This window comes from Pelistega ratti (assembly GCF_009833965.1).
GTDB classification, from domain to species: domain Bacteria; phylum Pseudomonadota; class Gammaproteobacteria; order Burkholderiales; family Burkholderiaceae_B; genus Taylorella; species Taylorella ratti.
Genome location: NZ_CP047165.1, coordinates 1,877,187 through 1,898,787 on the forward strand (window position 1 = coordinate 1,877,187; position 21,601 = coordinate 1,898,787).

Consider the following 21,601-nt stretch of genomic DNA (forward strand, 5'->3'; position numbering starts at 1 on the left):
ATCTCCCTAAAAAATCCCCATCAATTGAATATCAATGATGGGGATTTTTGTATAACTATTTGATAGTTTATAAGATATTTTTCTTGGCTTTATGATTAACAAGCTCTATCTTAACTTTATCTGATCCTTTTTTATCAATCCCTAACTTTTTGGCTGCAGCATAAGAAAGGTCAATGACACGATTACCATGGAAAGGCCCACGGTCGTTAATGCGTACGATAACACTTTTACCTGTAGAAACACGTGTTACTTTTACAACACTGTTAAGCGGTAATTCTTTGTGTGCCGCCGTTAGGGCATGTTGATTATAAGATTCACCATTGGCTGTCTTACGTCCATGAAAACCAGGTCCATACCAAGAGGCAACTCCTTCTTGTGAGAACTCACTGATTTTAGCAAATGGTACATAACGTTTTCCATTAACGGTATAAGCCTTACCGCGTTTGGCATGAGAGGCATTTAAACGAAGTTTAGGCTCATTATGTGGTTTAAGTGCTGAATTACTTAGTGAAACAGCCACCTCTTTGCTATCGATAACCTCATCGTCTTCTGATGATAAATCAATCCCTTGAAAGCGTTTATCTGCATAATCAGGTGATTCAGGGAAGATACCATTTACGGTGATACGAAAATGGTTTTTATTGCCTGCCTCAACTGTGGGTGAGTTTTGGGCAAATACTGTACTTGAAAGAAGTGTACAGGTTAGTATCATTAAAAATTTATTTATCATAATATATCACTATAAAACTGTGCTTGGGCACGGTGTCTTACGCATAATGGCTGATGATGACTAAAGCGTTTTGCAAGTGCTTCGGCAACGTAAACGGATCGATGCTGACCACCAGTACAGCCAATTGCTACGGTTAGATAACTACGAGTATCCTGCATATAAAAAGGAAGCCATTTTTGAATATAGGCAGTAATATCGTTAATCAGGTCATGTACGCAATCGTACTGGGATAACCAATCTACTACTTCTTTGTCCCGACCTGTTAGTTGTCTTAAATTAATATCATAATAAGGGTTAGGTAAACATCTTACATCAAAAACAAGATCAGCGCTACTAGGTAGCCCTTTCTTAAAAGCAAAAGATTCAAAAGTGAGTAACATTTCTCCTGGTTGAACTTCGCTTAATTCTTGTACCCATGCACGTAACTGGCTAGGAGCAAGGGTTGAGGTATCAATGGTATGTTCTGTTTCTTTTAGTGGTTGTAATAATTTTTTTTCGTGTTTGATGCATTCTTCCAACGATGGTGTATATCCTAGCTCGTGTTTGAGCTTTTGCGTAAGAGGGTGAGCACGTCGTGATTCAGAATAACGGTGCAATAATGTCTCGGTATTGGCATCTAAAAAAATTACTTTAATGGGAATGCCTTTTGCTCGGAGTTTGTTAATAATTTCTGGTAGATGATTAATATTGCCATGAGAGCGAATATCAATGGCTACAGCAATTTGAGAAATATCATTTTCAAGGGTTTGTTGAATATAGGCTTGGAGTAGTGCAACAGGAAGATTATCTACGCAGTTATAGCCTAAATCTTCGAGCTTTTTAAGGGCAACAGATTTACCAGAGCCAGATATGCCTGTAATTAAAACGACAGAACTCATTATATATCCTTATAAACGGGTATTTTCCAGAATAGCTTTTGATTGACGCTCCATAAACTCACTGAGTGTATCAATCCCTCTTAGTTTAAGAATAGTATTGCGTACAGCCGCTTCAACCAATACAGCTAAGTTACGTCCAGCTGCCACCTGTAGCATTACACGACGTACAGGTAATCCTAATAAATCTTGTGTTTGATCCTGAATAGGTAAACGTTCAAATTTTTCATTATTCGCACGGACAAGATGCACAATTAATTTTAACGACATTTTGCGGCGAACAGATGTTTCACCAAAGATTGTACGAATATCAAGTAGCCCTAACCCTCTAACTTCTAATAAATTACGGAGCAATTCAGGGCATTGTCCCTCTATAAGTGTGGGAGTTGTGCGAGAAAACTCTACTGCATCATCTGCTACTAAACCATGCCCACGGGAAATAAGTTCTAAAGCAAGCTCACTTTTACCTAAGCCAGACTCACTTGTAATGAGTACGCCAAGCCCCAATACGTCCATAAAAACACCATGTACGGTTGTTGTGGGAGCATAACGGCGTGCTAAATAAACACGCAAAACATCAATGACTTTGGCTGAATTGAAAGGAGAGTAGAGTAAAGGGATTTTGCTTCGTTGGCAGAAGAGAATGATATTTTGAGGGGCTTCTGATGTCTCTGCCATAATTAATGCAGGAACGCCTCCTTCTGCCAAATCAATTAAGGCTCTCTCTTGATGAACGGGGGAAAGTTGATTAAAAAAGTCAATTTCCTCTTTTCCAAAAACTTGAATGCGAGCAGGGTGAATAAAATTAAGGTGTCCTACTAAATCAGCAGCGGCATCAATTGATTTTGGTAAAGATCGCCCAGCGGATACTTGACCCGCTTTCCATGAAAATTTAAGGGCTTCAGCGTTGTCATCAATAAGTTCTTGAATAGATAGCATAGCGATAGCTCACTCAAAAGAAAAAATAAAGACCAACGCTAAAGGCATTGGTCTGTCTGAATTAGCTTAGTAGGTTAAGAATGGTTTGAGGATCTGTTTCAGTGAGCAGTTGCTGATAAATCGTATCATCAGAGAGTTTCTGCGCAATAGCCGCTAGTAAGTCTAAATGCTGTTGTGTCGCACTTTCAGGTACGAGTAAACAGACTAATAATTGCACATTCTTACCATCAGGTGCATCAAAAGGAATAGGTGTTGATAGACGAACAAAGGCGGCATGGGGTTTTTCCAGTTTTGGAATACGTCCATGCGGAATAGCCACACCGTGTCCTAGGGCTGTTGAGCCTAGGCGCTCACGAGAAAATAAACCATCAAATACTGTTGAACGGGCAATCCCTTCATTATTTTCAAACAGTAAGGCCACTTGTTCAAAGGCTCGTTTTTTGCTTGTCGCAGTAATATCCAATAGGATATTCTGGAGCGATAATATAGAAGATAATTGATTCATGACCATGATTATAAGATGAATTTCCTCAGAAAGGATAAAAAAATAAAAAAAGCTGTCGTTTGTTTACACTATTGTCGTATAGATGTCTCAGAAGAATTAAAATAAATGATTATGACAGCATGGTTAAATCGTATCAATATACTTAGCTAACAATAACCAATGAATGATAACAAGCCTTTATACCATAAAATATCGTAAAGTAAAAGCATACCCATTAGTATGACCACTAATGGGTATTTTTGAGTATTTAAAAAAGTATTCAGTGAATGGTATCTTGAGTAATCAACAAATAAGCGAGTGTTGTTGATTAAACAAAAATACGACTGAATAAGGGTTTAGACAAACTTTTTCTGTTTTTCTTTGTGTTTAACGACAAGACGATCAATCTTGTCAATCAGTAAATCAATGGCAGCATAAAGGTTGTCATCAATAGATTCAGCATGAATATCTTTACCCGGAACGCGTAGTGTCATTTCTGCTTTTTGTTTAAGTGGTTCTTTTGAGAGAATGACTTGTATATCAATGATATTATCAATATGTCGTAGTACACGGTCGAGTTTTTTCTGTACATAATCATTGATGGCAGGGGTAATGTCAAGATGATGACCAGAGATGTGTAAATTCATAAGAATGCTCCTTTATGATGTTATTTGTCAGAATAAATTACTGACGTAAATCATAATGAATGAATGCCACTCATTAATTTGAATACTACTCCTCTAGTTTATACTGATTCATAGATTTATCAAGGGTGTTGATAGGGGAAATAGGGTTAGAAGAACGTTACAGTAGCAAAAATAGGAACTAAGGTATTGATTTATCAATCTATTTATTGAAAAAATTAAATTGTAAATAAATAATAAGTAGTTATAAAATTTCTTATGCTATCGTCATAAAGAGGTAATAGTCGGCTTATTACCTCGTTTTCTGGTGTGACAGAGTATTTTTACACCATCTAAAAGGGGAGAATAATTTTTTACCTGTGTGGTACTGGATGTTATTCATCTAGGCAAGATCATTAAAACCTACTTTTTTGCCGTTATTTTGCAAAAATAATTTTGTATTACCTAAAGGCTCTTATAGGAAGAGAGCCTTTTTACATCTTAAAGTGTTCACCAAGGTAAACTTTGCGTACATCTGGGTTATTGATGATTTCATCAGGTGAGCCACTAGTTAAAACTGTTCCTTCAGAGATAATATAGGCACGATCACAAATACCAAGTGTTTCTCTTACATTGTGGTCGGTAATTAAAACACCGATATTACGTTCTTTCAGGAAACGAATAATCCGTTGAATTTCAATGACAGCAATAGGGTCAACGCCAGCAAAAGGTTCATCTAATAAAATAAAACGAGGGTGTGTGGCAAGTGCCCGAGCAATTTCGACACGGCGGCGTTCGCCACCTGATAAAGAGAGGGCTTGGTTCTCACGAATATGCGTAATTTGTAATTCTTTGAGTAAATTCTCAAGCTCTTCATTAATTTGTGTTTTATTAAGTTTTTTTCCTGTTTGAGGGTTTTCACGAAGCTCTAAAACCGCACGAATATTTTGTTCAACACTCAAACGGCGAAAAATAGATGCATCTTGAGGTAGATAGGATAAACCGATTCTCGCACGGCGATGAATTGGAAGGGCAGTAATATTATGCCCATCAATTTCAATGCGACCAAAGTCAGCAGGAACAAGCCCTACAATCATATAAAAGCTGGTTGTTTTTCCTGCCCCATTTGGGCCAAGTAAACCGACTACTTCACCGCTAGATACTTCAAGGGTTACATCTTGAACAACCGTCCTTTTGCCATAAGTTTTACGTAATCCGACTGCGGTTAATTTGCCTGAATCGGTATAATGATCTAGTGTAGCTGTCATAGTAAATTATCGAGTAAGTTTTGAGGGCATGGGTTTGCCTTGGTATCGTTTTTGGCATTCAGCAATAGCGGCATCTGCTTTAGAACGAGCTTGGAAAACAGAGCGAACACGCGTTTTATCAGGCGCATTAGCACCACCTGTGGCAAGATATGTCCCTTTCTTGCTATTGTAGGTAATGGTATCGCCTCTTAGCAGATCAATTGTTTTTCCACAGATTTGACGTGTAACAACAGCTTGCCCTTTAAGATGCATGATTTCGGTGTCTTCATCATATGTCGCTAGTTTTCCCTCAGCATTGATGATTTCATAGGTATCGGGGCGTTCCTCATAAATGGTAATTTTGGGAGAGGTGGATACGGTTGCTTGAGCGTGCTGAGCCCCCTTATCATCTGTAGTGATATGAAGTGTATCTGCAGTTAGGCGCATTAATCCTCTGGTGAGAATAACATTTCCCGTAAATTGGCTTGTTTTATTAATATCATCATAGCTAAGTGAATCAGAAACCACTAAAATTTCTGGCTCTTCAGGTGCTGTTGTTTGTGCATTAACCAAAAACGGTACACTCATTAGGCTTAATGTTAGTATAAGCTTCTTCATTATGGTTTATCCTTGTTTGCTTTATTAATATCTTGTGGAGAAATAACAACATCCGTATTGGCAAATACTTCTAAACGACGTGTCTTATTATTGTAAATCATTCCTTTCCCTTGCATACGAGAATTGCCTTGAAGTACATCAGCTGGTTTATCTGTTTTAATAATACTCTCATTAGGTAAAACGGTGAGTTCTTCACTACGAATATCTAATGCGGAGGTATCTTCACTAGGGAAGCGGTGAATATGGGCATTACCTTGCATTAGAATAAAATCACCTTTGTCTTTTAGTGTTACTTTATCGGCACTTGCTTGTGTACGAGGCGTATCAGGACGAATCCCAAATAAGGTAGCATGACTTGCTTCATAAGAATCATCATCAGGATAGTGTACCAACTGTGTTCCAGTTAGCCGATTGGTTGCAATACCTTGATTATCAGATGAAATCATTACAAAATTACCTGACCATGCATCAGGTTCATGGGTAATTTGCACAGGTGGTTCAATAGGTATGGCTCTTTGTGTATAATCCGCAGCCCACCATGTTGCAATAACAAGGATAATCAATAAAAATAAGGCAATAAACGTAGGAAGTCTTTCTTTCATAGTATTTATTGTATCGCGATACCACGGACAAGAGTGCTACCTTGTAAAAATGCACCTAATAGCCCTTGAGCAGAAAGAATAATATCAGTTAGTTCTCGAGCTGCCCCTTGCCCTCCTGCAATCGTACTTACCCAGTGAGAGGCTTGTTGAATATAGAAAGGAGCATGAGGAACGGTTGCTGCCAGACCGACTTTGCGTAAGGCTTCTAAATCAATAATATCATCACCCATATAGGCAATTTGCTCAAGCGTGAGTTGATGCTCTGTCGCAATGTCTTCAATTAGTTTGCCTTTATCGCGTGCATCTTGGTAAAGTAAACTAATCCCCAGTTCGGCAGCTCGGCGAGTAACAATGCCGCCACTTCGACCTGTAATCAGTGCGACTTTAATTCCACTTTGTTGCAGCATTCGGAAACCATGTCCATCTAAGGCATTAAAGCGCTTTAATTGTTCCCCTGTATCACTATAAAAAAGTGAGCCATCGGTGAGTACGCCATCTACATCAAAAGCAATAAGACGGATATTTTCAGCACGAGAACGGATCGTTTCTGGAATTTTAGAGAGAATAAGTGTTTCAGAAGGATGTCGTAGTTTAGTCATTTATATTTGCCTCTAAATTACTTTTTTAACCATAAGGTCATGCATATGAACTGCACCAACTAGCTTACCCTTGGTATTAATAACAAGAATATGTGAGATTTTCTCAGATTCCATTATACTGGCTGCTTCTATAGCAAGGGTGGTATCAAGAATAGTTTTAGGAGATTTAGACATCACTTCTCCCAGTGTATAGGGGCGAATATCCCCTTTCTTTTGGATGAGTCGCCGTAAATCACCATCTGTAAAAATACCCATTGGCTCGTTATCTGGATTGATAATAATCACCATTCCCATATGTTTTTTAGACATAACCTCAAGGGCTTGGGTTAGTGGTGTATCGGGTGAAACAATAGGGAGAGTATCCCCTTGGCGCATCACATCATAGACGTGTGTTAATAAACGTCTTCCTAATGCACCGCCGGGGTGAGAGCGAGCAAAATCAGATGCACCAAAATGACGTGCTTCTAGGCAAGCGACTGCTAAAGCATCGCCTAATGCCAGCGTTACTGTTGTACTAGCGGTGGGTGCAAGACCAAGAGGGCAGGCTTCTTTCTCAATATGAGCATTTAGGAAAATATCACTTAATTTTGCTAAATCAGAGTCCTTATTCCCACAGATACAGATGATTTTAGTACCTAAACGGCGAATAACAGGAAGAATAGTCGATAGCTCATTGGATTGTCCTGAATAGGAAATGGCAATAACAACATCTTCACCAGTAATCATACCCAAATCACCATGTACGGCTTCTGCAGAATGTACAAAAAAAGCGGGAGAGCCTGTAGAGGCAAGGGTGGCGGCAATCTTACGACCGATATGACCTGATTTACCAATACCCGTAACAACAACCCTCCCTTTGCAATCAAGTAAGGTTTGAACGGCTTGTGTAAATGCCTCATCTAAGCGATTTGCTAGTAACAATAAGGCCTCTGCTTCAATCGTGATAGTTTGACGACCTGTTTGGAGGTATTGTTGAGAAAGTTTCATAACCCAATATCCAGTTTGTTATTGGCGATTATTTTACCCTAGATTAGGAGAAAGAAACAAAGAGAATGGTATTGGTAGAAATGCAAGTGATATGCTTTTGTTTCAATTGATGTTAGCAGAAAGTTACTATGATGCTGGGTGAGATGTGATGTGGTAGAAAAAGTAGTGTATGACAGTTAGTGTTGGTTGTATAAATACCTTTAAAAATAGTTTGGTAACTTAGTATCAATAGCGTGTTTTATGCTAGCTCGGTGTAGTTGTTTATATGTAGTAAATATACCCTCTTATCAAAATCTGGTAAATAGCTTGTTTTTACTGCGGAATGAATTGCTACAGGCTATAATTTGGCGTGAATTTTTAGGAACGATACCATGCAATATAATCCTGTAGAAATGATTGGTCAATCTATTCGCTCTATTCCTGATTGGCCTAAACAGGGCATTACTTTTAGGGATATTACCCCTGTCCTTCAAAACCCCCGTACTTTCCGTATGCTGATTGATATTTTTGTAGCTCGCTATATGCAGCAACAATTAGACTTGGTGGCTGGTGTTGATGCAAGAGGGTTTATTATTGGAAGCGTTATCGCCTATGAGCTTAATCTTGGCTTTATTCCTATCCGTAAGAAAGGTAAACTTCCTTTTGAGACGGTTGGTGAAGAATATCATTTAGAGTATGGGCAAGCCTCGGTTGAGATTCATGTCGATGCGGTAAAAGAAGGGCAACGTGTTTTATTAATTGATGACTTAATTGCAACGGGTGGAACGCTACTAGCGGCTAATCGTCTATTAAACCGTTTGGGGGCTAATGTCGTAGAAGCGGCTTCTATTATTGATTTACCCGATTTGGGTGGTTCTACCTTGATTAAAGAAACAGGCTTACCCGTATTTAGTCTTTATTCTTTTTAAAAAGTGTGTGTGGGTGTTTATTGAAAGAAAAGTATTTGAATTAAATACCCTTATCAATAGAAGCGTAAAAATAATATAAAAATATTCAAATACAGGAAAAATAGGGTTCGCATACTTATATTTTCCTACTATAAATTGAGAAAACCAGATTAAACGTTTTATCCTATATTTAATCTGGTTTTCAAGAGTGAGCTTACTTTAAATTCTGAGTATCAATATATCTCTACTGACTATAAGAATAAACGATAAGCAGGGTTATTGGATTCATTGATATAGGGATACCCTAAATTATTGAGAAAATCCTTAAAGGCTTGTTTATCCGAAGGAGGAACTTGCATACCGACTAAGACATGACCAAAATCACCGCCCATATTACGATAGTGGAAAAGGCTAATATTCCATTCTGGACTCATTGAGTTTAAAAAGAGTGATAATGCACCGGGACGTTCAGGGAACTCAAAGCGATAAAGCACTTCATGTACGGCTAAATCTGATTTTCCGCCCACCATATAACGTAAATGTGTTTTAGCTAAATCGTCATTGGTAAGGTTATAGACAGTAAATTTGCGTTTTTCGATTTGTTTACGGATTTTATCTGCTTCATCAGGATGGCTAATTTGCACCCCTACAAATACATGTGCTAAAGATTCATTGGAAATGCGATAGTTAAACTCTGTGACGGCACGATTATCTAGGGAAGCCAAGAGTTGTTTAAAACTCCCCTTGATTTCAGGCATAGTAACAGAGAAAATTACCTCTTTATTCTCACCGACTTCTGCTCGTTCAGCCACATAACGTAAACGATCAAAGTTCATGTTTGCACCAGAAGTCACTGCTATGAGCTGTTTCCCTTCCCAGTGATGTTGTTGAGCATATTTTTTTGCCCCCGCTACCGACAAAGCACCAGCAGGTTCTAAAATATTTCGTGTATCTTGAAATACATCGCGTAGTGCGGCACAAATCTCATCGGTATTAACGGTGATATAGTCATCTACAAGTGTTTTACAGAGTTTAAATGTCTCTACACCGACTTGTTTAACGGCAGTCCCATCAGAGAATAAACCTACATCATTGAGCGTAATACGGCGATTACTTTTAACGCTCTTAATCATGGCGCAAGAATCTTCAGTTTGTACACCAATGATACGGATAGTGGGGTCTAATGCTTTAATATAAGCTGCAACCCCTGCAATAAGACCGCCTCCACCAATAGCACAGAAAATTGCATCTGGTTTTTTATTGGCTTGACGTAGAATTTCTATTGCTACTGTCCCTTGCCCTGCAATGACATAGGGATCATCAAAGGGGTGGACAAAGGTTAATTTTTCTTTTTTCTCTAGTTCAATGGCATGATTATATGCATCGGTATAACTTGTTCCCGCCAGCACCACTTCTCCGCCTAGTCGTTTAACCGCATCAATTTTAACCTGTGGGGTAGAGATAGGCATGACAATGACCGCACGACAACCTAGTTTTTTGGCTGAAAACGCAACTCCTTGTGCATGATTTCCTGCTGATGCAGCAATCACCCCTCTATCGAGTTCTTTGCGAGAAAGATGAGCCATTTTATTGTAAGCCCCTCGAATTTTGAAACTAAAAACTTGTTGTTTATCTTCTCTTTTGAGGTAAATATCGTTATTAAGTCGAGCTGATAAAAGTTTGGCATAATCTAGGCTTGTTTCTTGCGCAACTTCATAAACTTTTGCCGTAAGAATTTTTTTTAAATAAGTTTCGTCCATTCTGGTATCTCTGTTTTTATGGTGAGTAGCATTTTGTTGGATGAATAATAAAACAAGCCTTGTATTTTGGGATAAAAGGTTTTGTCAATATATTCAGGGGAGAGAAACTATTATAAACAGTTTCATTAAAACGTCAAATACTTATATTCAAAACAATATATAAGCCTACTTTTTATATATGCTCATTACATAAGTGTATTTAATAAGTATTTATAAAGTGTACTATGAGATAAGTATATATTAAAAAGAAGTCCTATTATGGATATTATGCCAATAGGTGTTGTGGATAGTGTAGTATAAGAATGAATAAAAAAAGATTTATGCTTAAAATAATTTACTGCATCTGGTTTTTATATGAAAGTAATGGCATCAGTAAGTGTTAAGTGTGATAAGAATATTTTTCTGAATTTATATTATCGTTTAATGATAAGAATAGTTGAGGGCATAATAGAGTACAATACAAGCAGTATATAAAAGAAAGATAGGTGTAAAGGTATAGTGAGTGATGTTACCGTCTATCTTCTTATCAGAAATGTAATTGCTATCATCTTGATGGTCATTGAGTGTGAGTATTATGGATATTGAAAATAAACCATCTGAACAAGAAACAACCCATTTTGGTTTCCAAACAGTAAAAGAGGGAGAAAAAGCCCAAAAGGTCGCTAATGTTTTTCATTCAGTGGCGCAACGCTATGATGTGATGAATGACTTTATGTCAGTAGGATTACACCGCATTTGGAAAGTATTTACGATTGGTAAATCACATGTTCGTCCTGGTATGAAAGTATTGGATATTGCGGCAGGAACGGGTGATTTAACCCTTGCTTTTGCCAAAAAAGTGGGTAAAACAGGCGAGGTATGGCATACCGATATTAATGAGTCTATGCTGAGTGTTGGGCGAGATCGTCTTATTGATAAGGGATTTAGCTTGCCAAGTGTTGTCTGTGATGCAGAAGCGTTACCTTTTCCCGATAACTACTTTGATATTGTAACGGTTGCTTTTGGCTTACGAAATATGACGCACAAGGATAAAGCATTAGCAGAAATGTATAGAGTGCTTAAACTAGGTGGTAAGCTACTGGTGCTAGAGTTTTCGCATATTTATAAACCACTTGCTCCTGCTTATGATTGGTATTCTTTTAATATTCTTCCGTGGTTAGGTAAAAAAGTAGCGCAAGATGAAGAGAGTTATCGTTATTTAGCGGAATCTATCCGTATGCACCCTGATCAAGAAACATTAGCGAAGATGATGCAAACGGTCGGGTTTGAGCGTGTTAATTATCATAATATGACTGCTGGTATTGTGGCATTGCATGAGGGGGTTAAATTAAAATAGCTGGCGGTTAAAAGTCGAAATCACTTGAAAAACAATTGTCAGCACTTATATACTGTTATAAGCAGGTTATGATAAACTTGTGTGAAATTAACGAAATTTAAAGGATATTCATGCGTCATTCTTGGACTAAATTTTTATTAGCTGCAATGGTTGTTGTTTCTTCGGTTACTGTTGTGAGTGTAGAGGCAGAGGCAGCTCGAATGGGGCGAGGTGGTAGTTTTGGTCGCCAATCAAGCAATATTATGCGTACACCAGCTACACAAGCACCTACAGCACCGGCTATGCGTAATAATGCAAACAATACGAATAATGCTGCTACTTCTCGTGCTACACCGAATACTGCGGCGACACAGCCTAGAAGTGGTTTTTCTCGCTTCTTAGGGCCTATTGCCGGTATTGCTGCAGGTTTAGGTATTGCGGCTCTTTTATCTAGCCTAGGATTAGGGGCTGCAGCGGCAGAATTTTTCTCTAGCTTGATTTTAATCGGTCTTGTGGTGTTTGGTGTTATGTTTATTATTCGCCGCTTACGAGCTAATTCTTCCCCTCGTTATGCCGCAAATGGTCCACAAGCGAGTGCTTATGCGCAGGATAATACTGTACAGGCAAAGGATTTTTTCCAGCAACGTACTACAACAACATCTCCAAGTGTAAATGAAGGAATTAATACCCTGTCTTCTCCTTCGGTTGCAGAGACGGTTTCACAGGCTATTGATAGTAATTGGTTTATTCCTAGCGATTTTGATAAAACGGCTTTCTTACAAGAAGCTAAAAAGCAATTTATGCATATCCAAGCACTATGGGACAAAGGGGATGTTCAACAATTACATCAATACCTTACTGATGATTTGCTTAAAGAGTTAGCCCCTCAGATTTCTGCACAAACAGGGACAACACAGACAGAAATTGTATTATTAAATGCAGAATTACTGGGTATTGAAAAAATTATGGATACGGACGGAGAAGGGCATTTAGCTAGTGTGCGTTTCTCTGGCATGATTCGAGAAGAAGCTAATCAACCGACAATGCGATTTGAAGAAGTATGGAACCTTTATAAAACAGCACAAACAGGTTGGTTGCTTGCAGGTATTCAACAAATACAATAACCGTATTTTTTAACTTATCTATCTATTCAATCCCATCAGTATCTTTCTCTGGTGGGATTTTTTGTTAAACTAAACGCTTATTGTATTTAATGAGTAATCACCATGTTTCCTACTTTTTTTCGTCCACAGTCCGTTGTGGTTAAAGTATTAAATAGGCTTATTTCAAAAGAAGAATGGGCACTTAAAAAAACAAAAATACATGCCAATAAAAATATTCGTTTTAATATGGGATCTTTCCATATTATGCTGACAATTTTACCGAGTGGACTCCTTACATTAGCACCAGATACGGTAAAAGCAAATGTAATCTTAACAGTACAAGATGAAGCAATAAAATTATTTCCAACGATACTTTTTGAGAAAAAGGGTATCGATGAATTTGATGCGTACTTACATATTGAAGGTGATGCAGGATTAGCTCGACTGGTATCAGAGTTAGCCCATGATTTACGCTGGGATATTGAAGCAGAAATAGTGTATTTATTTGGCCCTTTTATAGGATATTTATTGGTGGATAGTTTTAAGAAAACTAAGACGCTAGGTGCAAAGGGCTTAGAGAAAACAAAAGATTTTTTAAGTCAAGACTACCATGTCATTGTACAATCACCCGTAGTGCAACAACTCAAAGAAGAAACACTTTCTTTACAACAACGTTTAACTCGCTTAGAACAACGACTCCAACGATTACAGAAGGTATAGATGAAAATTTTACGATTAATACGTATCAGCTTTATTTGCTGGCGTTATGGGTTAGATGAACTGTTATTAGAAAATATCCGTCATCCCTTTGCGGCTAAACTACTCAAAATTACACGCTTTGGTCGTCAATATACGAAATCAAGGGGGCAGCGACTAAGAGAGGCTCTTGAAACATTAGGGCCTATTTTTGTAAAGTTTGGGCAAGTGCTATCAACCAGACGAGATGTAGTACCGCATGATATTGCTGATGAATTAGCCCTTTTACAAGATAAAGTACCACCATTCCCCTCAGAACAAGCGGTAGCCACCATAGAACAATCACTAGGTAAGCCAATTAGAGAATTATTTGCTGAATTTGAGCTAACACCTCATGCGTCTGCTTCAGTCGCGCAAGTGCATATTGCTTACTTATTTTCAGGGCAAAAAGTGGCTGTTAAGGTACTTAGACCGGGTATGCTGAACGTCATTGAGAAAGATATTGCTTTAATGCGTACGTTTGCTCGCCTTGTTCAGCGTTATATTCCTGATGGAAAACGTTTAAAACCCAAAGAAGTGGTGGATGAGTTTGACCAATATCTACATGATGAATTAGATTTACAGGTAGAAGCGGCAAACTGTAGTCAATTACGCCGTAATTTTAGCCATCCTAAACGAGCAGGCTTATTGTTAGTACCAGAAGTCTTTTGGTCATATTCTTCCAAAGAAGTTTTTACGATGGAGTGGATGGAAGGTATTCCTATCAATAAAGTCGAAGAATTACGAGCAAGAGGTGTTGATATTGCCAAATTAGCCAGAATGGGGGTTGAGATTTTCTTCACGCAAGTATTTGAAGATGGTTTCTTTCATGCTGATATGCACCCTGGCAATATCTTGGTTTCTTTAGATGAAAAAAGCTTTGGGCAATATATTGCAGTGGATTTTGGGATTGTAGGCTCTCTCTCTGAATTTGATAAAAACTATTTAGCGCAAAATTTCCTTGCTTTTTTTCAGCGTGATTATCGCCGTGTTGCTCAATTACATATTGAGTCAGGGTGGGTACCTGCGGATACACGAGAAGAATTATTAGAAGGAGCTGTGCGTACAGTATGTGAACCTCATTTTGATCGACCCTTATCTGAGATCAGTTTAGGACAGGTATTGTTACGACTCTTCCAAACATCTCGCCGCTTTAATGTAGAGATTCAACCGCAGCTTGTACTGCTTCAAAAAACACTATTGAATATTGAGGGAATGGGTAGAGAGCTTGATCCTAACTTAGATTTATGGAAAACGGCTAAACCTTTCCTTGAAAAATGGATGTGGCAACGGGTAGGCCCTAAAGGCTTTATGGAGCAATTACAGAAAGAATCTACACAATGGGCAAATATCTTGCCAGCATTGCCTCGTTTATTACAACAACGCTTACAGCAAGAAAATCATTCGGAAGCATTACTTCAAACATTAACTAAAATCCAAAAACAACAAGAAAAAGCAAATCTATTAAATGCTGTTGCGATAGGTGTTTTTATGGTAAGTATTGGGGGGCTTGTCTATTATTTTTTAAGATAATGGAGAGATGTTTAAATGGATAGTGTAGAGAAATAAAATACAGGTAGAGAATATTTATGATATAAAACGTTGTACTTTTATTTTAAATGTAAACCTAAGGAATAAATATGGTGAGTTTTGAAAGAAAAATACTGCCCCCATTACAATTAAAAGAGCTTATTCAGCAAGGACAGTTAGCTCGTCCGATTATTTTTACAAATGGTGTATTTGATATTCTCCACCGAGGTCATGTGAGTTATTTGGATCAGGCTAAGCAATTGGGTGGCTCTTTAATTGTAGCGGTTAATACAGATGCCTCAGTCAAGCGATTAGGTAAAGCGCCTGACCGCCCTTTTAATACGATGGAAGACCGTCAAGCCTTATTAGCTGCTTTAGAAAGTGTAGATGCGGTAACCTATTTTGCAGAGGATACCCCCTATGAATTAATTGATCTTTTACGTCCTGATGTGATTGTAAAAGGAGGGGATTATGATATGCAAAAATTACCTGAAACAGCTTTAGTGGCATCATGGGGAGGTAAGGCAATCGCTATTGATTTTGAACATGATCGCTCAACGACTGCTTTGGTGAATAAAATTAAACAATAAATTAACTCCGTTTTATAGGTAATTTATTTATTGCTTAAATTAAGTGAGCTATTTAAAAAGGTCTTTTTTATAGTGGGGAAATCTTATAAGAAAAATCATTGACGCTATTGTTTATCTACTTATGGTTAAACAGAAAATCACTGCAAATAACGTTGAGTCGCTCGAGTAGTCCTTACGCTACGATCTAGAAAACTCGCTTTGTCAATCGTTATTTCTCCGTTCTTTTCCTTGCCCATATTGGGATGAAATAGAGTATATAAATTTGATTAGCTTAATTGAACAAATTGGGCAGCATATAGTTTCACATTTATCCTATTCACACCATACAACTAGCACTTTGTCTTTTATAAAAGGGTGAGGGATAGTTTTTCCTGTTATACCATACGTTTGTAGAAGATTTTGGGGGGTAAGGACTTCTTTGGGTGTCCCTTGAGCAATTAATTTTCCTTCTGCGAGCAGAATAAGGCGATCGCAGTATAAAGCGGCAAGATTAATATCATGTAATACAATAAAGATACCCATATTGAGTGTATGGGCGAGTTTTTGAAGTGTTTTTAATAAAGTTTGTTGGTGTTTAGGATCTAAACTAGATGTGGGTTCATCTAATAAACAATAGCGTGGTGCTTTTTGTGGATGATATAAAGCAAAAAGTTGTACTAAGATCCGTGCAAATTGAATACGTTGTTGTTCCCCTCCTGAAAGTGTTTGGTAAATACGATTTTCAATGTTTTTAATATCTGCCCATTCTATTGCTTGCTGAATAATTTGCTTAACTTCTGTTTTATTTAGTTCAGGAAAAGGATAAGTACCCATTTCTAAAATATCATATACACTTAAATCAAAATTTAAGCTAGGGGATTGAGTGAGTACAGCTCGATAACGTGCGAGATCTTTTTCTGGTGTGTTGAGTACTTCTATATTGTTAAGAAATACCGTGCCTTTTTTTAAAATATTTGAACGTATATCACCTGCTAATACACTGGATAAGGTTGATTTACCTGCACCATTAGCGCCTAGTAAAGCAACTACTTCGCCAGCATGAATGGTTAAATTAATATCCTTAATAATCGGTTGATGTCGTTCAACAATAATGTGTGTCGCTTGAAGATGATACTGAGGCATAATATATAAATAATATCGGCTATTGGATAGTGAAAAGAGTATCTATTTAGTTATTTTGTTTATGGCTTAATAATAAATAGAGGAAAAAAGGCCCACCAATAAGACTGGTGAGTAATCCTACGGGTAATTCAGCAGGACTAATAAGTGTTCTGGCAAGAGTATCAGCTCCTAAAAGTAATAATGCTCCTCCAAGCATACTAGCAGGAATAAGATATTTATGATTAGCCCCAAGTATCATACGCATGATATGTGGAACAACAAGACCAATAAAGTTTATGCCACCAGTAATGGCTACTAGAGGCCCTACCAATAAGGCTACACTAAGGATTAAGTGACGACGTAAATTTTTGATGTTAAAACCGAGATGAATAACTTCTCTTTCACCTAGCAGTAAAGCGTTTAATGATCGCCATTGAAAACTTAATATACTTAATAAAATAAAAGACCAAGGTATTAAAAAGAGTAATATTGTCCAAGAGCTTGTGGCTAAGCTACCCATACTCCAAAAAATTAAATCGCGCAACTGATGATCATTGGCCATGTAGGTGAATAAGCCAATGATACTAAAGGAAATCGCATTTATAGCAATCCCGGCGAGTAATAATCCTGCAGAATGCCCAAACCGTTTTCCGATAAGGTAAGCGAATAGTGTGGCAACTAAACTTCCTGTAAAGGCGAAAGTTGTTATCATAATAAAGCCAGAGCCTAGCAATACAATAGCGATAACAGCTCCGAGTGAAGCACCCGATGAAATTCCCATTAAACCTGGCTCTGCGAGAGGGTTTCTAAATAATGCTTGCATGATCACCCCAGCCACGGCAGTAACAGCGCCTGCTACCATAGCGAGTAAAACGCGAGGAATACGAATGTTTAGCAGTAAATTTCTTAATGTTTGTTCTGTATCAGCTATATCACCAAAGAGTAGATAGGGGAGATTATTTAAGGGTGTATTAACTGTTCCTATACTGATAACCCATATCGCACATAGCAAAAGTATTATACTCGTGATGAGTATGAAAGTAATTTTATATTTAAATGTTTGTATCATATCCTGAACTATTGTGAGAGGTAGTGTGTTGATAATAAGGAAATTATAGCAATGCTTTAGTGGGTAAGAATGGCTTAGAAAATTCTCTTATAAAATGAATAGGGTATTTATACTTTTTGTAAAAATTAAAAAATGAATATCAAATCCTCATGAATCAAAAGGCTCTTGGGGATTTTTATTGATATTACGACTATGTTTTAAGGTAAAAATTATTTATAAAAATAGGTATATATGGTGAATTTTTAGCTTGTTTGCCGGTTAATTCGTTTATATAAAGGTAGTATTTTATAAGTGGTTGCTATATTAAACTCTACTATATTTTTGATTGTTTAGTGATAATACATCATTATCTTACTATCAGAAAAAGCATGATAGAATTTTGTCAAATAGATAGTGATATAGGAAAAAGCATAATGAATTCATTAAAAATAGTCTTTGCTGGAACACCAGAATTTGCTCGAATAGCGTATAAGGCAATGATAGATGCAGGATTTTCTGTTCCTTTAGTAATGACACAACCTGATCGCCCTGCTGGTCGAGGGATGAAACTACAGGCAAGTGCTGTTAAACAAGAAGCTTTGATACAGGGGGCTGAGGTGTTACAACCATTAAGTTTACGCTTAGATGGTAAATACCCTGAAGAGGCTGCTTATGCCAAAAAAGTGCTTGAACAATTACAGCCTGATGTAATGGTAGTAGCCGCCTATGGGTTGATCTTACCGCAATGGGTACTAGATCTTCCTAAATATGGTTGTTTAAATATTCATGCGAGTTTATTACCACGTTGGCGAGGGGCAGCACCTATTCAGCGAGCGATTGAGGCAGGGGATACACAGACAGGTATTGGCATTATGCAGATGGCTTTAGGTTTGGATACAGGTGATGTATTATTGGAGAAAAGCCTATCAATAGACACACAAAATGCGACACAACTACATGATCAATTAGCCGTATTGGGTGCTGAAGCAATTATTGAAGTATTACACCAGTTAGGTAAAAATACGCTAGTGGCTAAGCCTCAAAGCGAAGAGGGGATAACATATGCGCATAAGCTAGAAAAAGCAGAAGCACAATTAAGCTGGGATATGGATACGCTAACGTTATGGCGTAAAATCCGAGCATTTAATCCTGTGCCAGGAGTAACATTGCCTTTAGTGGGACTTCAAGATCCTGTTAAAGTATGGGAGGCGGAGGTATTATCTACTGAGCCTAAAGCGGAGGCTGGTACTGTGTTATCAGTAAGTGCAGAAGGGATTGATGTGGCAACCGCTAATGGTGTATTGCGCTTATTAGTTTTACAAAAAGCAGGATCAAAGCGACAAATGGTGAAAGAGTTTGTCAATGGCTATCGGATAGGGTGAGTGGTTTTATTCTTTATGTGTATTTTTTAATGAAATATTAATGTCTTGTTTTTCATCTAATAGTGTTTTACAATGCAAATAGATTTACGTACAATGTGAGTGCATTATGACTACTTCAAATTTAAATATCCGTATTGATGATAACTTGAAAAAACAAGCGAAGATAATTCTAGATGGTTACGGTATTTCACCCTCTCAAGCGGTTAAAATGCTGTTTTTAGAATTAGTGGCTACACGAAAATTTCCCCTGAATCTTAGTTATCAAGCAGAATATGAACCAAACTTAAAAACTATTTCGGCTATGAGAGAATTAGATAATGGGGAGGGTGTGTCTTACGTCAATCTTACTGAATTTTTGGCGGAGCATGGCAATGCTACAAATAAAGACAAGTAAGGATTTTGAGCGTGATATTCGTAAATTTAAGATAACCACAAACTTGGTAGAAGTCTTGGCTTGTTTAAGTCGTAGAGAAACTTTACCAAAAAGGTATAGAGACCATGCATTAACAGGGAATTGGCAAGGTTGGCGAGATTGTCATATAAAGCTAGACTTGGTATTAATATACAGGGTTGATGATGAAATATTATATTTAGCTCGTTTAAATACCCATTCAGAGCTTTTTGGATAAATTAGAAATAATTCAAGTAGTTTTAAAGGGTTTTCATGTTTATCTATATAGGTTTCCCAATACCGTCCAAATTATAAATTTAAACTAGATAAAAGATTAAATGAAATATTTATAGCTTAAAAAGTAAGTCTGATAAAAATAGAGTTTAAGTAGTAAATAGGGTGTCTAAATATAATAGACACCCTATTTACTTTAAATTATACGAATAATATCGGCAAATAAATCATATTCATCGGCATCCATTACTTTGGCATAGACTTTATCGCCTACTTTGACAGGGATTTCTTTGTCAAGGTAAACAACGCCGTCAATTTCGGGTGCATCTGCACTAGAACGACCAATGGGGAAACCCTCTTCATCTATTTCATCAATCACAACTTCAATTTCTTTTCCTATCTTTAATTGAAGACGTGCTGCAGAAATAGCTTGTTGATGTGCCATAAACCGTTCCCAACGCTCTTGTTTCACTTCTTCAGGAACATGGTCTGGAAGGTCATTGGCACTTGCACCTTCTACATCAGAGTATTTAAAACAGCCAACACGATCAAGCTGTGCTTCAGTGAGCCAGTCTAGTAAGTATTGAAAATCCTCTTCTGTTTCTCCTGGAAACCCAACAATAAAGGTTGAGCGAATGGTTAAGTCAGGACAGATTTCTCGCCATTGTTTAATCCGAGCAAGAGTTTTATCCTCAAAAGCAGGGCGTTTCATTGCTTTAAGGATTTTGGGGCTTGCGTGTTGGAAAGGAATATCCAGATAAGGAAGAATTTTACCGTCTGCCATTAAAGGAATAATTTGATCAACATTTGGATAGGGATAAACATAGTGAAAACGTACCCATACCCCAAATTTGCTTAATGCTTCAGCTAGAGCAACCATATTTGTTTTGATAGGACGACCATCCCAGAAACCACTACGGTATTTTACATCTACACCAAAAGCACTCGTATCTTGAGAAATGACGAGTATTTCTTTGACTCCTGCATTTACAAGACGTTGTGCCTCTTCCATAATATCGCCAATAGGACGGCTGACCAGCTTGCCCCTCATGGAGGGGATAATACAGAAACTACAATGATGATTACAACCCTCAGATATTTTTAGATAAGCATAATGGCGAGGGGTTAGTTTAATGCCTTGTGGTGGTACTAAATCAACAAAAGGATCGTGTTCGATATTAGGGGGGACAACTTCATGTACTGCTCTAACCACTTCTTCATATTCTTGTGGCCCACTGACAGATAAAACACTAGGGTGAACTTTACGAATGGCGTTCTCTTCTACACCCATACAGCCAGTCACGATGACTTTACCATTTTCAGCAAGTGCTTCTCCAATCGCATCTAACGACTCGGCTTTAGCGCTATCAATAAAACCGCAGGTATTGACGACCACAACATCAGCACCATCATAGGAGGCGGATATTTGATACCCTTCTGTACGGAGCTGAGTCAAGATTCTTTCTGAATCGACTAATGCTTTGGGACAGCCTAAGCTAACGAAACCTACTTTGGGTGTAGAAGACATACAAAAACCTTTATAGTAAAAATAAATATGAGAATACTTATACGATAAATAGATTGATACAAAACTATCGAATACGACAGTGGCAAAATAGAACCTATTTTATCAGATTGCTATCTAAAATACCGTTCTTTAAAGAGGATAGTATGGGGTATTTATCTTTTTTCTTATGGGAATAAAAACTATTTTATCATTTGATAAAGCGTGATAAGTGGTACACTAACAAAGGCTTATTTAACGAGAAAATCTTGATAATATAAAGAGATTTCTTGGTGTTTAATATCCTTTCTTCTATG

Annotated in this window: 23 protein-coding genes; 9 read left to right on the forward strand and 14 right to left on the reverse strand. The window is 37.6% G+C overall.

Annotated elements, in window-relative coordinates; translation table 11 throughout:
• Positions 1-67: 67 nt before the first annotated feature.
• From F9B76_RS08180 to F9B76_RS08225, 10 genes are all read right to left on the reverse strand, one after another.
• On the reverse strand, positions 68-730 hold the full coding sequence (locus F9B76_RS08180; protein ID WP_235914839.1) for a septal ring lytic transglycosylase RlpA family protein: 663 nt from the start codon (positions 728-730) through the stop codon (positions 68-70).
• Positions 727-1,608, reverse strand: coding sequence for an RNase adapter RapZ (gene rapZ / locus F9B76_RS08185; RefSeq protein WP_159991669.1), 882 nt, complete (start codon positions 1,606-1,608; stop codon positions 727-729). Before rapZ ends, F9B76_RS08180 begins: the two co-directional genes overlap by 4 nt.
• A gap of 9 nt (positions 1,609-1,617) precedes the next feature.
• Positions 1,618-2,544: an HPr(Ser) kinase/phosphatase gene (gene hprK, locus F9B76_RS08190; protein ID WP_159991670.1), complete on the reverse strand. Its 927-nt coding sequence runs from the start codon at positions 2,542-2,544 to the stop codon at positions 1,618-1,620.
• Positions 2,545-2,605: 61 nt separating this feature from the next.
• On the reverse strand, positions 2,606-3,049 hold the full coding sequence (locus tag F9B76_RS08195; protein WP_159991671.1) for a PTS sugar transporter subunit IIA: 444 nt from the start codon (positions 3,047-3,049) through the stop codon (positions 2,606-2,608).
• Positions 3,050-3,384: 335 nt separating this feature from the next.
• Entirely contained in the window at positions 3,385-3,675 is a 291-nt protein-coding gene (gene hpf / locus F9B76_RS08200; RefSeq protein WP_159991672.1) for a ribosome hibernation-promoting factor, HPF/YfiA family, read from the reverse strand.
• Between the two features lie 470 nt (positions 3,676-4,145).
• The gene (gene lptB / locus F9B76_RS08205; protein WP_159991673.1) at positions 4,146-4,919 is read right to left on the reverse strand and encodes an LPS export ABC transporter ATP-binding protein; all 774 of its coding nucleotides are present in this window, start codon (positions 4,917-4,919) and stop codon (positions 4,146-4,148) included.
• Positions 4,920-4,925: 6 nt separating this feature from the next.
• On the reverse strand, positions 4,926-5,516 hold the full coding sequence (gene lptA / locus F9B76_RS08210) for a lipopolysaccharide transport periplasmic protein LptA (protein WP_159991674.1): 591 nt from the start codon (positions 5,514-5,516) through the stop codon (positions 4,926-4,928).
• The gene (gene lptC / locus F9B76_RS08215; protein WP_159991675.1) at positions 5,516-6,118 is read right to left on the reverse strand and encodes an LPS export ABC transporter periplasmic protein LptC; all 603 of its coding nucleotides are present in this window, start codon (positions 6,116-6,118) and stop codon (positions 5,516-5,518) included. The genes lptA and lptC overlap by 1 nt, the downstream gene beginning before the upstream one ends.
• Positions 6,119-6,123: 5 nt before the next feature.
• A complete protein-coding gene (locus F9B76_RS08220) occupies positions 6,124-6,717 on the reverse strand; it encodes a KdsC family phosphatase (protein WP_159991676.1) in 594 nt (197 codons plus the stop codon).
• 12 nt (positions 6,718-6,729) lie between these two features.
• Complete coding sequence (locus F9B76_RS08225; RefSeq protein ID WP_159991677.1) at positions 6,730-7,704, reverse strand: KpsF/GutQ family sugar-phosphate isomerase; 975 nt, start codon at positions 7,702-7,704, stop codon at positions 6,730-6,732.
• A gap of 371 nt (positions 7,705-8,075) precedes the next feature.
• Between F9B76_RS08225 and F9B76_RS08230 the strand changes: the two genes are divergently transcribed.
• Entirely contained in the window at positions 8,076-8,612 is a 537-nt protein-coding gene (locus tag F9B76_RS08230; protein ID WP_159991678.1) for an adenine phosphoribosyltransferase, read from the forward strand.
• 230 nt (positions 8,613-8,842) lie between these two features.
• Here F9B76_RS08230 and ilvA read toward each other — a convergent pair whose 3' ends face one another.
• On the reverse strand, positions 8,843-10,351 hold the full coding sequence (ilvA, locus tag F9B76_RS08235) for a threonine ammonia-lyase, biosynthetic (protein WP_159991679.1): 1,509 nt from the start codon (positions 10,349-10,351) through the stop codon (positions 8,843-8,845).
• Positions 10,352-10,925: 574 nt separating this feature from the next.
• Here ilvA and ubiE point away from each other — a divergent pair.
• The 5 genes from ubiE (at position 10,926) to rfaE2 (ending at position 15,624) form a co-directional block, all read left to right on the forward strand.
• Complete coding sequence (ubiE, locus tag F9B76_RS08240) at positions 10,926-11,687, forward strand: bifunctional demethylmenaquinone methyltransferase/2-methoxy-6-polyprenyl-1,4-benzoquinol methylase UbiE (protein ID WP_159991680.1); 762 nt, start codon at positions 10,926-10,928, stop codon at positions 11,685-11,687.
• Between the two features lie 110 nt (positions 11,688-11,797).
• Positions 11,798-12,790, forward strand: coding sequence for a Tim44 domain-containing protein (locus F9B76_RS08245; RefSeq protein WP_159991681.1), 993 nt, complete (start codon positions 11,798-11,800; stop codon positions 12,788-12,790).
• A gap of 102 nt (positions 12,791-12,892) precedes the next feature.
• Positions 12,893-13,489: a ubiquinone biosynthesis accessory factor UbiJ gene (locus F9B76_RS08250; RefSeq protein ID WP_159991682.1), complete on the forward strand. Its 597-nt coding sequence runs from the start codon at positions 12,893-12,895 to the stop codon at positions 13,487-13,489.
• Positions 13,490-15,037, forward strand: coding sequence for a ubiquinone biosynthesis regulatory protein kinase UbiB (gene ubiB / locus F9B76_RS08255; RefSeq protein ID WP_159991683.1), 1,548 nt, complete (start codon positions 13,490-13,492; stop codon positions 15,035-15,037).
• Positions 15,038-15,144: 107 nt separating this feature from the next.
• The gene (rfaE2, locus tag F9B76_RS08260) at positions 15,145-15,624 is read left to right on the forward strand and encodes a D-glycero-beta-D-manno-heptose 1-phosphate adenylyltransferase (RefSeq protein WP_159991684.1); all 480 of its coding nucleotides are present in this window, start codon (positions 15,145-15,147) and stop codon (positions 15,622-15,624) included.
• A gap of 312 nt (positions 15,625-15,936) precedes the next feature.
• Here the strand turns inward: rfaE2 and F9B76_RS08265 are convergent, their stop codons facing one another.
• Positions 15,937-16,746, reverse strand: coding sequence for a heme ABC transporter ATP-binding protein (locus F9B76_RS08265; RefSeq protein ID WP_159991685.1), 810 nt, complete (start codon positions 16,744-16,746; stop codon positions 15,937-15,939).
• 46 nt (positions 16,747-16,792) lie between these two features.
• Positions 16,793-17,794 carry a FecCD family ABC transporter permease gene (locus tag F9B76_RS08270; RefSeq protein WP_159991686.1) on the reverse strand — a complete coding sequence of 334 codons (1,002 nt, stop codon included), beginning with the start codon at positions 17,792-17,794 and terminating at the stop codon, positions 16,793-16,795.
• A 413-nt stretch (positions 17,795-18,207) separates the two neighbouring features.
• On the opposite strand from F9B76_RS08270, the gene fmt reads away from it, so the two are divergent.
• From fmt to F9B76_RS08285, 3 genes are all read left to right on the forward strand, one after another.
• Positions 18,208-19,155: a methionyl-tRNA formyltransferase gene (gene fmt, locus F9B76_RS08275; protein WP_159991687.1), complete on the forward strand. Its 948-nt coding sequence runs from the start codon at positions 18,208-18,210 to the stop codon at positions 19,153-19,155.
• Between the two features lie 106 nt (positions 19,156-19,261).
• The gene (locus F9B76_RS08280) at positions 19,262-19,549 is read left to right on the forward strand and encodes a type II toxin-antitoxin system RelB/DinJ family antitoxin (RefSeq protein WP_159991688.1); all 288 of its coding nucleotides are present in this window, start codon (positions 19,262-19,264) and stop codon (positions 19,547-19,549) included.
• Positions 19,521-19,784: a type II toxin-antitoxin system YafQ family toxin gene (locus F9B76_RS08285; protein ID WP_243140631.1), complete on the forward strand. Its 264-nt coding sequence runs from the start codon at positions 19,521-19,523 to the stop codon at positions 19,782-19,784. The genes F9B76_RS08280 and F9B76_RS08285 overlap by 29 nt, the downstream gene beginning before the upstream one ends.
• A 192-nt stretch (positions 19,785-19,976) precedes the next feature.
• Here the strand turns inward: F9B76_RS08285 and rimO are convergent, their stop codons facing one another.
• Positions 19,977-21,308, reverse strand: coding sequence for a 30S ribosomal protein S12 methylthiotransferase RimO (gene rimO / locus F9B76_RS08290; RefSeq protein WP_159991689.1), 1,332 nt, complete (start codon positions 21,306-21,308; stop codon positions 19,977-19,979).
• Between the last annotated feature and the right edge of the window lie 293 nt (positions 21,309-21,601).